At 67.5% G+C, this 12,751-nt stretch carries 14 protein-coding genes; 8 read left to right on the top strand and 6 right to left on the bottom strand.

Features of this window, described 5'->3' with window-relative positions; genetic code table 11:
* Positions 1-11: 11 nt before the first annotated feature.
* Positions 12-989 carry a hypothetical protein gene (locus J0I47_RS12205; protein WP_294047256.1) on the bottom strand — a complete coding sequence of 326 codons (978 nt, stop codon included), beginning with the start codon at positions 987-989 and terminating at the stop codon, positions 12-14.
* A 303-nt stretch (positions 990-1,292) separates the two neighbouring features.
* On the opposite strand from J0I47_RS12205, the gene J0I47_RS12200 reads away from it, so the two are divergent.
* Entirely contained in the window at positions 1,293-2,360 is a 1,068-nt protein-coding gene (locus tag J0I47_RS12200) for a glycosyltransferase (protein ID WP_294047255.1), read from the top strand.
* Here the strand turns inward: J0I47_RS12200 and maiA are convergent.
* The 5 genes from maiA to J0I47_RS12175 all read right to left on the bottom strand — a co-directional run bounded on the left by maiA (position 2,347) and on the right by J0I47_RS12175 (position 6,234).
* Positions 2,347-2,970 carry a maleylacetoacetate isomerase gene (gene maiA, locus J0I47_RS12195; protein WP_294047254.1) on the bottom strand — a complete coding sequence of 208 codons (624 nt, stop codon included), beginning with the start codon at positions 2,968-2,970 and terminating at the stop codon, positions 2,347-2,349. The genes J0I47_RS12200 and maiA overlap by 14 nt on opposite strands.
* Complete coding sequence (locus J0I47_RS12190) at positions 2,967-4,043, bottom strand: AI-2E family transporter (RefSeq protein WP_294047253.1); 1,077 nt, start codon at positions 4,041-4,043, stop codon at positions 2,967-2,969. The genes maiA and J0I47_RS12190 overlap by 4 nt, the downstream gene beginning before the upstream one ends.
* 1 nt (position 4,044) lies before the next feature.
* Positions 4,045-4,974, bottom strand: a complete 930-nt coding sequence (gene lepB, locus J0I47_RS12185; protein ID WP_294047532.1) for a signal peptidase I — start codon at positions 4,972-4,974, stop codon at positions 4,045-4,047.
* 77 nt (positions 4,975-5,051) lie between these two features.
* Positions 5,052-5,465, bottom strand: a complete 414-nt coding sequence (gene acpS, locus J0I47_RS12180; protein WP_294047252.1) for a holo-ACP synthase — start codon at positions 5,463-5,465, stop codon at positions 5,052-5,054.
* Positions 5,466-5,493: 28 nt separating this feature from the next.
* Positions 5,494-6,234 (bottom strand): pyridoxine 5'-phosphate synthase, encoded by a 741-nt coding sequence (locus J0I47_RS12175; RefSeq protein ID WP_294047251.1) that lies wholly within the window; start codon positions 6,232-6,234, stop codon positions 5,494-5,496.
* A gap of 202 nt (positions 6,235-6,436) precedes the next feature.
* Here J0I47_RS12175 and coxB point away from each other — a divergent pair, with 202 nt between their 5' ends.
* From coxB to J0I47_RS12140, 7 genes are all read left to right on the top strand, one after another.
* Positions 6,437-7,597, top strand: coding sequence for a cytochrome c oxidase subunit II (gene coxB / locus J0I47_RS12170; protein ID WP_294047250.1), 1,161 nt, complete (start codon positions 6,437-6,439; stop codon positions 7,595-7,597).
* Between the two features lie 3 nt (positions 7,598-7,600).
* Complete coding sequence (ctaD, locus tag J0I47_RS12165; RefSeq protein WP_294047249.1) at positions 7,601-9,313, top strand: cytochrome c oxidase subunit I; 1,713 nt, start codon at positions 7,601-7,603, stop codon at positions 9,311-9,313.
* A gap of 131 nt (positions 9,314-9,444) precedes the next feature.
* Entirely contained in the window at positions 9,445-10,341 is an 897-nt protein-coding gene (locus J0I47_RS12160) for a heme o synthase (protein ID WP_294047248.1), read from the top strand.
* The gene (locus J0I47_RS12155; RefSeq protein ID WP_294047247.1) at positions 10,338-10,595 is read left to right on the top strand and encodes a hypothetical protein; all 258 of its coding nucleotides are present in this window, start codon (positions 10,338-10,340) and stop codon (positions 10,593-10,595) included. Before J0I47_RS12160 ends, J0I47_RS12155 begins: the two co-directional genes overlap by 4 nt.
* Positions 10,592-11,125 (top strand): cytochrome c oxidase assembly protein, encoded by a 534-nt coding sequence (locus J0I47_RS12150; RefSeq protein ID WP_294047246.1) that lies wholly within the window; start codon positions 10,592-10,594, stop codon positions 11,123-11,125. The genes J0I47_RS12155 and J0I47_RS12150 overlap by 4 nt, the downstream gene beginning before the upstream one ends.
* 30 nt (positions 11,126-11,155) lie before the next feature.
* Positions 11,156-12,067, top strand: a complete 912-nt coding sequence (locus tag J0I47_RS12145; protein ID WP_294047245.1) for a cytochrome c oxidase subunit 3 — start codon at positions 11,156-11,158, stop codon at positions 12,065-12,067.
* 51 nt (positions 12,068-12,118) lie between these two features.
* Positions 12,119-12,751, top strand: a complete 633-nt coding sequence (locus J0I47_RS12140; protein ID WP_294047244.1) for an SURF1 family protein — start codon at positions 12,119-12,121, stop codon at positions 12,749-12,751.

Raw genomic sequence — 12,751 nt, 5'->3', positions numbered from 1 at the left:
ACGCCCCTCCGTCAGACCTGGCGCTTGACGAGGCTCTGCACGCCGAACCCGGCGGCGAGCACGACATGGACGATCAGCGTCAGCGCGGCGGTGAACGCCATCAGGCTCGACAAGGCGCTGTTGGTGCCGAGGATCGCGATCGCCACGGTCGAGAACACCAGTTCCTTGTTGGGGATGAACGGCAGGCGCCCGACCATCATCCGCGTCGCCGACAGCGTCAGCCACGCGCCGATCGCGACCGACGGCAACGCGAAATGCCAGGCGAGCGCGATGAACACGCACCCGGTCGCCAGCCGCATCATGTGCACCCAGAACACGAACCACAACGTCTTGCGGTCGAGCGAGAAGACGCGGCGGGAAAAGATCAGGAAGGGCAGGCACATCACGATCACGATCGGGATCGCCCACAGCATCGCATTGGCGACCTCGACATGCTCCGGCGTCAGCAGGCGATAGGCATAGGGCAGCGCCAGCGCGGTCGTAATCAGCGTCATCATGTTGCCGGCCATCGCCGACAGGATCATCACGTCCTTCACCGCGCCGAACGGGGCGGCGACCATCTGCGACCGCTGCCGCGCCCAGGCGTAGAAATACGCCTCGCCCGAATAGCCGAGCACGACCTCGTTCGCGATCCGCTTCTTGGTCAGCGCCATCAGCCCTTCGAGCGGGATGCGCCACAATTTGTGGAAGATCACGAAGTCGCCAACCAACGGCGCGATGTAGAGGATAGCGAACGAGAGGTAATAGAGCGGGCTGTCCGGGATCGCGCGGTCGAGCCCCTTCCACCCCGTCGACAGCAATTGCCGGCCGAGCCCGACGATCATCGCCAGCGTCAGCAAACCGGCCAGGATCGCCGGCCAGCGGCTCTTGATCGTCTTGACCGGTTCGAGTCCGGCCAAATCCTCGGCGGCGTCGGCGATCTGGGGAGCCAAAGCAGGCGCAGCGGCCGTTCCCGCGCGAGTCGATCCCCCGACAAAGCCGCTGTTCATCGAGGTCCCAACTTCCTGTTCGTCCACTGGCGGCGCATTTCCGTGCTCGACCGGACATGCCCGGGGATCATGGCGGATTAACGGCAAGAGCGTTCCACCGCAATGACTTGGCATCCGGCCTGCCGAGCTGAGCCGCGACGCAGATGGATACTAACCCTTTTTATACAAGAGTATGTTGAAACGGAATCCCGCCTCGGCGACATCCGGACGAATCGAGCCCGGACGTCGCCGGATTGAGAAACTTTTGACACAAATCACGGTTAGGTCGCGCTGATGCTCAGTCCTTACGCGCCCGTAAGAATCTTGACCTTCGCACAATCGCTTCAGGGCGGCGGGGTCGAGCGAGTGATGCTGCGCCTGGTGCGCGGGTGGGTCGATGCCGGCCAGCGCGTGACGATGGTGCTGGGCCGCGCGTCCGGTCCGCTGACCGCCGAGATCCCCGACGGCGTCGAACTGGTCGACCTGGGCACGAATCACCTGGGCATGATGGCGAGCCTGCCGGGTATTGTCCGGCGGGTGGCGCCCGACATCGTCTTCTGTCCCGGCAACCATTATTCGAGCGCGGCGGGCTGGCTGAAACTGTGCCTGGGGCGCGACTGTCCGCCGATCGTCGCCAAGGTGTCGAACCGGCTCGATCGCGACGACCAGCGCTTTCCGCTGGCGCAAGGGTACAAATTGTGGCTGCGCGCCCACCCCGGCTTCATCGACCATATCGTCGCGATGAGCCCGGCGATGGCGAGCGAAGCGGTGCGGATGACCGGGATCGCCGCCGACAATGTAAGCGTCATCCCCAACCCGCCGAGCCATCAGCCGCTCGACGCGCCGACCCCGCCGCCGACCGCGGGCGATTACCTGATCGGGATCGGCCGGTTGAGCCAGCAGAAGCGCTGGGACCGCGCGATCGCCGCGCTCGCCGGGGTCGAGCGGCGCGACACCCAGCTGATGATCCTGGGCGAAGGCGAGGCGCGCGGCACGCTGGAGAACCAGATCGGCGTGCTGGGCCTGCGCGAGCGGGTGCGGCTGCCGGGCTATTCGACCAACCCGCGCCCGGCGCTGGCGCAGGCGCGCGCACTGGTGCTGACGTCGGACTTCGAGGGCGTACCGGGGGTGATCCACGAGGCGCTGGCACTCGGCACCCCGGTCGTTACCACCGATTCGAGCGTCGCGATCCGCGAGATCGTGTCGAGCCCGCATCAGGGCTCGGTGGTGCCGACCAACGACCCGCACGCGCTGGTCGCAGCCCTCGACCATTGGCTGGTCCCCGGGCGGCCGCGCCCCGACCCGATCCCCGAACGCGGCGGCGATTCGATCGAACGTTATGTCCGGCTGTTCGAGGAACTGGTGCTCGACCGGCGGCTCAGCCGGTTCTGACCCGATCCGGGTGCGCCGCGGCGACGGCCGGCAGCGCGCGCAGGGCTTCGTCGATCGCGACCAGCCGCGGATAGGCGGTGAGCGGCGTTTCCAGCCGGCGCGCATTGTACATCTGCGGCACCAGGCACACGTCCGACAGATCGGGTGCATCACCGCCGAGGTAGCGCCCGTCGCCGGCCATCGCTTCCAGCGCGGCGAACCCTTCCGCGATCCAATGGCGATACCAGTCGTCGCGCCTCGCCTGGTCGATGCCCATCGCGCCCAGCCGCTTGAGGATGCGCAGATTGTCGACCGGGTGGATGTCGGCCGCGATCACCAGCGCCCGTTGCAGCGTCCGCGCGCGCGTCAGCGGATCGGGCGACACCAGCGACGGTTCGGGGTGCGTCGCGTCGAGATAGTCGATGATCGCGAGGCTCTGCCCGATCGTCTCGCCGTCCACCTCCAGCGTCGGCACGAACCCTTGCGCATTGCGCGCGCGATTGTCCGGCGCGGCCTGTGCGCCCGACAGCAGGTCGACGTCGATCCGCTCGTAGGCGATCCCCTTCATCGCCAGCGCGATCCGCACGCGATAGCTCGCCGAGGAGCGCCAGTAATCGTAGAGGCGGATCATGCCGGTTCCCCTTGCGGTTCCTCTTCCATCGCCCGCTCCGAATTGCGCTCCATCGCGACCTTTATCATCGCCGTCAGCGGATCGGCGAGCGCCAGACCCAGGATGCCGAACAGGGTCGAGGCCAGGATCTGCATCGACAGCGTCAGCGCGGGCGGCAGGTCGACGGTCTTCTTCGCCACCATCGGGATCACCACCCAGCCGTCGAACGTCTGCACGACCAGATAGATCACGATCGCCCACAGCCCCTTGTCGACCCCGGCCGAGAAGCCGACCGAGATCATCAGCGCGCCGCTGATGAACGCGCCGATATTGGGGATGAAGGCCAGGATGCCGGTAATGATACCGAGCACCAGCGCCATCGGGATGCCGGCGATGCTGAGCGCGACCCACATCAGCACGCCTTCGAACGTCATCCCGGCCAGCCGCCCGGCGAGCAGGCGGCGCAACTGCTTCGCCATGCGGTCGAGCGTCAGCGCGAACTCGGCGCGCGAATCGAGCGGCACCATCCATTGCAGCCCGCGGTCATAGATGCGCGGTTCGATCGCGACGAACAGCCCGATTACCATAATCATGAAGATCGTGGTGACGGCACCCAGCGCGGTCCCGACCCAGCTCGTCAGCTTGCCGACCGAGCCCAGCGCCTGCTGCACCAGGCTCTTGATCTCGTCCGCGCCGGGCATGAACCCCTGTCCCGCCGCCCAGTGCGACAGCCGGTCGAGCTGGACCAGCAGGGTCGCCTGCAACTGGTGGAACTGGACGACGATGCCAGCCCCGGTCTTGTACACGGTCAGCCCGATGAACCCGACCGTCAGCAGCACGACGATCAGCAGCCGCCAGCCGCGCGGAATCTTGAGGAAACGCCCGAGCAACCGGACGCCACCGTCGAGCATCGCGGCGAACACGATCCCGGCCAGGATGATGAGGATCGGCTGGATCAGCACGACGACCAGCGCCATCGCCGCGGCCAGCCCCAGCCAGACGCCCGCGCGCTTCAGCTCGCGGCGCATCTCGGGATCGCGCATCTCGTGCGGGCTCGGTTCGGTGACGAGGTCGCGGGGTGCCGTGTCGGCCATGCTACTGCCCCCGCGTCGGATGCAGCGAGGTGCCCGCGCGTCCGCCGCGCAAGCCGCTCCACCACGTCAGCGGGTTCCAGGTCGCGTGACCGTTCTTGCTGAAGGTGATGAACTCCGCCCGCCCGCCGATATATTCGAACGGCACCGGCCCGCCGAGCCCGCCCTGGTCCAGCGGCACGCGGCTGTCGGCGGAACGCTCGCGATTGTCGCCCATCAGGAAGACATGGTCGGGCGGGATCGTGACAGGCGCGAAATTGTCGCCGGCGTAGAAGCCGGTGCCGCTCAGATCGACCGTCTCGTAGCTGCGCCCGTTGGGCAACGACTCGCGCACCAGCGGCAGGCGGCAGACGGTCTGGCCGCCCACCTTGATGATCCCCCCGGGGATGTCGCACGTCGTACCGTCCTGCGGATTGGGCAGCGGCATCCCGCCATAATCGGGGACGTCGACGTAATGTAGCGGCCCGCGCTTGACGGCCACGTTATTGATAAGGACGACGCCGTCGCGCACCTCGATGCGGTCGCCGGGCAGGCCGATCACGCGCTTGATGTAATCGGTGTTGCGCCCCGGCGGCGTCACGATAACGACGTCGCCGCGCTCCGGCACGCGACCGAACAGCCGCCCGCGCACGAACGGCAATTGCACGCCCCAGCTTTCCTGCGGCTGGCGCAGCACCACGTCCTTCCAGATCGCGACCGGATTGGGGATGGTCGGCGAGATGAACGACCAGCCATAGGGGTATTTGGTCACCACCAGCTGGTCGCCGACGAGCAGGCCGGGCAGCATCGATTCGGACGGGATGTAGAATGGCTTGGCGATGAAGCTGTGGAAGCCGAGTACCGCCAGGATCAGCCACAGGATGCCGATGATCTCCCGCCGCCATACGGCCGCGCGCGACGGCTTGGCGGGGGGCGTGGCGGCGGCGGCTTCCACGCCGGCGGGCGCGGTCGGGGGATCGGTCGGCACCGGATCGGTGGGGGAGGCTTGGGGGTCGTCGAACGCCAACAGGGTCACTCTCGGTTGGGCGCGGGCAGCGCCTCGATCACGACGAACGCCTGCGCCCAGGGATGATCGTCGGTCAGGGTCAGGTGGACGCGGGCGACGTGGCCCGGCGGCGTCATGGCGTCAAGCCTCGCCCGGGCGCCGCCGGTCAGCGCCAGCGTCGGCGCCCCGCTCGCGGCGTTGACCACGCCGATGTCCTTCATGAACACGCCGGCCTTGAACCCGGTGCCGACCGCCTTCGAGAAGGCTTCCTTCGCGGCGAAGCGCTTGGCGAGTGTTCCGGCCTTGGTGAGCGGGCGCCGCGCGGCCTTGGCGCGCTCGACCTCGGTGAAGCATCGCGCCTCGAACCGCGCGCCGAACCGGTCGAGCGATGCCTGGATCCGCTCGATGTTGCACAGGTCCGAGCCCAGGCCGAGGATCATAGGCCGGCACCATGCGCTTCGACGCACATCATCTCGCGTCGTCCATCAGCGCGCGCATCCGCCGCACTACCGGCGCGAGACCGTCGAAGATCGCCTCGCCGATCAGGAAGTGGCCGATGTTGAGCTCGGCGATCTGCGGGATGGCGGCGATCGGAACGACATTGTCGAAGGTCAGGCCGTGCCCGGCATGCGGCTCGATCGCGTTCTTGACCGCGAGCGCAGCGGCGTCGGCGATGCGGCGGAGTTCGGCGGCCTGTTCCTCGCCGGTCAGTTCGCAATAGCGGCCGGTATGGATCTCGACCACCGGCGCGCCGAGCCGCAGCGCCGCCTCGATCTGGCGGGGGTCGGGTTCGATGAACAGCGACACGCGGACCTTGGCTTCGCCCAGCGCGCGGACCATTGGCGCCAGGTGGTTGTGCTGCCCGGCGGCATCGAGACCGCCCTCGGTTGTGCGCTCCTCGCGCTTTTCGGGGACGATGCACGCGGCATGCGGGCGGTGGCGGAGCGCGATCGCGACCATCTCGTCGGTCGCCGCCATCTCCAGGTTGAGCGGAATCGGCAGCTCGGCCGACAGCCGGGCGATGTCGTCGTCGGTGATGTGCCGCCGATCCTCGCGCAGGTGCGCGGTAATCCCGTCGGCGCCGGCGCTTGCCGCCAGCAGCGCGGCGCGCACCGGGTCGGGATAGCCCGACCCGCGCGCATTCCGCACGGTCGCGACATGGTCGATATTGACGCCCAGGCGAAGGCGGCGGGGGGTGGAACCGGTCATCGACCGCGACAGATACGGACGCCCGGGTCCATCTGCAACGCCGGTGCGACGGCCTTGCCCACGCAAAAACGTGTCGCGAGCCTTGAAGATCGGCGCTCGCGCGGCGTATAGGCCCGGCACGACGGGCGAATAATGCCCGCTGACGATTCAAGCGAGGGACCGCGGCCGCGGCGCCTCGCCATCAACGGGGTGACGCGACACGATGCGCTTTGGGTTCAAAACTGCGATGCTGGCGGCGGGGCTGATGCTCACCGGCGCCGGTTACGCCGCGCCGCAGACGAATACGGTCGCTGCACCGCCGCCCGCGGTCGCACAGCCGACCCCGCCGCCCGCCGTCGGCGCCGTTCCTGCTGCCCAGACGCCGACCACGCCGCGCCCGGCGACCGCGCAGCCGGTCGCGGCGGCAACGCCCGCCGCCAACGATCCGATGCTGGTCCGCGACGGCGCGCCCGAAATGGCGCCGACGCCGGGCATCGGCATGTCGGTCGACGGCGCGATCGGCATCCAGCCGCAGGTGACGAAGAACGGCGAGCGCGCCGCGAACTTCCACAACCACATCCTGGTCTGGCTCATCAGCATCATTTCGCTGTTCGTGCTGATCCTGCTCATCATCGTGATGGTGCGCTTCAACCGCCGCGCCAACCCGGTGCCGTCGAAGACCGCGCACAACACGCTGCTCGAAGTGGCGTGGACGCTGGTCCCGGTGCTGATCCTGTTCGCGATCGCGGTGCCGTCGATCGGCCTGCTCCAGGCGCAGTTCAAGGCGCCGCCGGCCAACGCGATCACGCTGAAGGCGACCGGCAACCAATGGTACTGGACCTACAGCTATCCCGATAATGGCGGGTTCGAGATCACCTCGAACATCCTGAAGGAAAAGGACGAGGCCCAGCCGGGCGAGCGCGCGCGCGTCGACGCGGACGGCCCGCGCCTGCTGGCGGTCGACAATCGCGTGGTGCTGCCGGTCGGCGTGCCGATCAAGCTGCTCACCACCTCGGCCGACGTGATCCACAGCTGGGCGGTCCCGGCGTTCTGGATCAAGCTCGACGCCGTCCCCGGCCGGATCAACGAGACCAGCTTCACGATCGAGAAGCCGGGCCTGTATTTCGGCCAGTGCTCGGAACTGTGCGGGCCGAAGCACGGCTACATGCCGATCGCGGTCGAAGCCGTGCCGCTCGACGTCTACAACCGCTGGGTCGTCGCCAAGGGCGGCACCGTCGCCGGCGCCAAGCCCGCCGCGACCGCGCCCGACGTCAATGCGGTCAACGCGACGACGGGCCCGACCACCAACGCGACCATCACGCCCCCGACCTCCAGTCAGGCGCCAACCAGCAATCCGGCCGGCGCCGGCAACCCCGGAAACTAAGCCATGAGCGACATCGCCCTCACCCCCGAGCGCTTCGAGGCGCACCATGGTGACCATGCGCACCATCACGATGCCGATCACAAGCCCGGCTTCTTCGCGCGTTGGTTCATGTCGACCAACCACAAGGATATCGGCACGCTCTACCTGATCTTCGCGATCACCGCGGGGATCATCGGCGGCGCGATCTCCGGCCTGATGCGGATCGAGCTGGCCAGCCCGCACATCCAGTATCTCGGCCACTGGGCGAACATCCTCAATCACATCCGTGGCGGCGGCGACGTCAATCCCGACCAGGCGCGGCACCTGTGGAACGTGCTGGTGACGGCGCACGGTCTCATCATGGTGTTCTTCATGGTGATGCCGGCGATGATCGGCGGGTTCGGCAACTGGTTCGTGCCGATCATGATCGGCGCGCCCGACATGGCGTTCCCGCGCATGAACAATATCAGCTTCTGGCTGCTGATCCCCAGCTTCACGCTGCTGCTCGCCTCGCCGTTCTTCGGCGGCGCCGATGGTGGTGCCGGCACCGGCTGGACGGTCTATGCGCCGCTATCGACGCAGGAAGCGGGCCCGTCGACCGACATGGCGATCCTGTCGCTCCACCTGGCCGGCGCGTCGTCGATCCTGGGGGCGATCAACTTCATCACCACCATCTTCAACATGCGCGCACCGGGCATGACGCTCAATAAGATGCCGCTGTTCGTGTGGTCGGTGCTGGTGACGGCGTTCCTGCTGCTGCTCGCGCTGCCGGTGCTGGCGGCGGCGATCACGATGCTGCTGACCGACCGCAACTTCGGCACGACCTTCTTCCAGGCGGAAGGCGGCGGCGACCCGATCCTGTACCAACATCTGTTCTGGTTCTTCGGCCACCCCGAAGTGTACATCATGATCCTGCCGGGCTTCGGCATGATCTCGCAGATCATCGCGACGTTCAGCCGCAAGCCGGTGTTCGGCTATCTCGGCATGGCCTACGCGATGGTCGCGATCGGTGCGGTCGGGTTCATCGTGTGGGCGCACCACATGTTCACCACCGGCCTGTCGGTCAACGTGAAGATGTACTTCACCGCCGCCACCATGGTCATCGCGGTGCCCACGGGCATCAAGATCTTCTCGTGGATCGCGACAATGTGGGGCGGGTCGATCAGCTTTCGGACCCCGATGGTCTGGGCGATCGGCTTCATCTTCATGTTCACGGTCGGCGGCGTGACCGGCGTCGTGCTCGCGAACGGCGGCGTCGACGACTACATGCAGGACACGTATTACGTGGTGGCGCACTTCCACTACGTGCTGTCGCTGGGCGCGGTGTTCTCGCTGTTCGCCGGCTTCTACTACTGGTTCCCGAAGATGTCCGGGAAGATGTACAACGAGTTCCTCGGCCATGCCCATTTCTGGGTATTCTTCGTGGGCGTGAACGTGCTGTTCTTCCCGATGCACTTCCTGGGCCTGCAGGGCATGCCGCGGCGCTATCCGGACTATCAGGACGCGCTGGCGCACTGGAACCACATCGCGTCGGCCTGGGGCTATTCGATCATGGTCGCGGGCATGGCGATCTTCTTCGTCAACGTGATCTGGTCGCTGATCGCGGGCAAGAAGGCGCCGGACAATCCGTGGGGCGAAGGCGCGACGACGCTCGAATGGACGCTGTCGAGCCCGCCGCCGTACCACCAGTTCGAGACGCTGCCGGTGATAGACGGTGGTGATTCCAAACATCACTGACCGTTAGCGCGGCACGATTGGAGCGCCCCGGAAAGCGATTTCCGGGGCGCTTTTCGTTGGACGACGGTGGATCGGAGGCCAAATCCCCCGCTTTTCAGCGGCGTCCGCTCCGCCTATAGCGCGCGCATCCCATGACCACGCAGAGCGTTGCCCTTCCCGCCGACTGGCGCGATTTCCTGGCGCTGACCAAGCCCCGGGTGATGACGCTCGTCGTGTTCACCGGGCTGTGCGGGTTGCTCGCGGCGCCGGTCCATGTGAACCCGGTGATCGGGTTCGCCGCGATCCTGTGCATCGCGCTCGGCGCGGGGGCGGCGGGGGCGCTCAACCAGTGGTACGAGGCGGATATCGACGCGCAGATGCGGCGGACCGCCAAGCGGCCGTTGCCCGCCGGGCGGATGGATCGCCAGTCGGCACTGCATTTCGGGGTCGGACTCGGCGCCTTCTCGGTCGCGATGATGGGACTGTTCGTGAACTCGCTGGCGGCGGCGATCCTGGCGCTGTCGATCCTGTTCTACGTCCTGGTCTACACCGTCTGGCTGAAGCCGCGCACGCCGCAGAACATCGTCATCGGCGGGGCCGCCGGCGCGTTCCCGCCGCTGATCGGCTGGGCGGCGGCGACGGGCGACGTGGCACCGCTGCCGCTGCTGCTGTTCGTGCTCGTCTTCCTGTGGACCCCGCCGCATTTCTGGGCGCTCGCGCTGTTCGTGAAGACCGACTACGCCAATGCCGGCATCCCGATGCTGCCGGTCGTCGCCGGCGAGCGCGCGACGCGGCGCCAGATCGGGCTCTACACGATCCCGATGGCGGCGGCGGCGGTGGCGCCCTGGCCGCTCAAGCTGACCGGCGCGATCTATGGCGTGACCGCGATCGTCGCGACGGCGTGGTTCGTGGTGCTGACGGTGCGGGTCGCGACTCGCTCGACCCGGGCCGAGGACACGATGCGGCCCGAAAAGCGGTTGTTCGCCTTCTCGATCGCGTACCTCTTCATCCTGTTCGGCGCCGTGGTCGTCGACCGGTGGCTGGCATGAGCGACGAGCCCGACGACGTGATGCGCGGCCATGTGCCCGACGGGTCGCCGGGCGAGCCCGGCCCGCAACCGGGTGTCAGCCAGGGTCGGTACGTGCCGCCGCCGTTCGTGTGGGAGCAATTGCCGCCCGACGCGCAGGCGCAGCGGCTGGCGGCGCAGCGGCGCAACGCCCGCGTCGTCGCACTGGTGCTCGGCGTGCTGGTCGCGCTGATCTTCGCGCTCGCCATCGCCAAGATCGGGGGGCAGCACAAATGACGCGGACCGGCCGCACCGCCCTGCTCGCCGTCGTCGGCATCGTCGGGATGAGCGGCCTCGCCTGGGCGAGCGTGCCGCTCTATCGCCTGTTCTGCCAGGCGACCGGGCTGAACGGCACCACGGGCCGCGCTTTGCGCGCGCCCGGCGCGGTCGACGGCAAGATGCGGATCGCGTTCGACACCAACGTCGCGCCGACGCTCAAGTGGCGCTTCGTCCCCGAAAACGAGTCCGAGGTGATCGACATCGGCGCCCGCGACATGGCGTTCTTCAAGGCGACCAACCTGTCCGACCACCCGATCACCGGGACCGCGACGTTCAACGTGTCACCGGCGCAGGCGGGCTATTATTTCAAGAAGATCCAGTGCTTCTGCTTCACCCAGCAGACGCTGCAACCCGGCGAGACCGCGCGGATGCCGGTGATCTTCTACGTCGATCCGGCGATCCTGAAGGACCCGGACGCGCGCGACATCCAGACGATCACGCTCAGCTACACGTTTTACCCGGTGGATTCCGGGAAAAGTCCTAGCTAGAGCGAAGGTACAGATAACAGGGAACGAGCCATGGCCGGCGCCAAGAACCACGATTACCACATCCTTCCGCCCAGCCCCTGGCCGCTGATGGGCTCGATGGCCGCGCTGGTGCTCGCGGTCGGCGGCATCATGTGGATGAAGGGCGCAGGCCATGCGCCCGCGGTGTTCGGGCTCGGCGTGATGGCGGTGCTCGCGACGATGTTCTTCTGGTGGTCGGACGTCATCAAGGAAGCGCATGAGGGCGACCATACCCCGGTCGTGCAGCTTCACCTGCGCTACGGCATGGTGCTGTTCATCGCGTCGGAGGTGATGTTCTTCCTCGGCTGGTTCTGGGCGTTCTTCGATTTCTCGCTGTTCCCGGCGCCGGTCACTTATCTCGACCATGTCGTCGACCGCATCCCGGAGACGACCAAGAACATCCTCGGCACGTGGCCGCCCAAGGGGATGGAGGTCATCAACGCCTTCCAGTTCCCGCTGCTCAACACGCTGATCCTGCTGCTGTCGGGCACGACGGTGACCTGGGCGCACCACGCGCTGATCCACAACCAGCGCGGCGGCGAGAAGAAGGGGCTGTGGGGCCTGATCGGCGTCGGCGAGAACGACAGCGTCAAGAAGGGCCTGTGGCTGACGATCCTGCTCGGCCTGCTGTTCAGCTCGATCCAGTTCTACGAATATTCGGAAGCGCCGTTCCCGTTCAAGGGGATCAACTACGGCGCGTCGTTCTTCATGGCGACCGGCTTCCACGGCTTCCACGTGCTGATCGGGACGATCTTCCTGATCGTGAACCTGGTCCGCGTGTATCGCGGCGACTTCACCCCGCGCCAGCATTTCGGGTTCGAAGCGGCGGCATGGTACTGGCACTTCGTCGACGTGGTGTGGCTGTTCCTGTTCGTCACCATCTACGTCTGGGGCGGCTGGGGCGCACCGATCCACGCCGGCTGACGATGCGACTCGCCCGCACCGGGCGAAGCGCGTCGGCCGCGTGACGAGCCGGTGAAGCGCGTACCGATCCTTTCGACCATCCTCGTCGCGCTGGCCGCGGCGGCGATGGTCGCGCTCGGTTTCTGGCAGCTCGAACGGCGGCAGGAGAAGCTCGCGCTGCTCCGCGAACTCGCCGCCAACCCGGCCAGGCCGCCGATCCCGTTCCCCGACCGGGCGACCGGCGACGAACTGCTGTTCCGCCGCGCGACCGCGATGTGTCTGCAACCGGTCGGGTTCGAGACGGCGGGGGCGGGCAATGCGGGTTTCCGCGTGCTCGCGCATTGCCGCACCGGGGCGGAGGGGCCCGGCCTGACGGTGCAGATCGGCACGACCCGCGATCCCGAGGTGAAGCCGACCTGGCGCGGCGGTCTGGTCACCGGCACGATCAGCCACGCGCCGAGTACGACCCCGCTGATCGCGCGGATCGTCGGTCAGGCGCCGCAGCAGACGCTGCTGCTGGTTGCCGACCCGCCCGCGCCGGGACTCACCGCCAACGCGATGCCCAGCCTCGATTCGGTACCCAACAACCACCTCGCTTATGCGGTGCAGTGGTTCATATTTGCAGGCATCGCCGTGACCATCTACGGGCTCGCGCTGCGCAGCCGGGTCCGCAGTCAGACCCGCGACCGGGCGCGGGGGACATGA

This window comes from Sphingomonas sp. (assembly GCF_017304635.1).
Classification (GTDB): Bacteria; Pseudomonadota; Alphaproteobacteria; order Sphingomonadales; family Sphingomonadaceae; genus Sphingomonas.
Note: the sequence above shows the minus strand (reverse complement) of the source record. Positions and strands in the feature narration are given on the sequence as shown.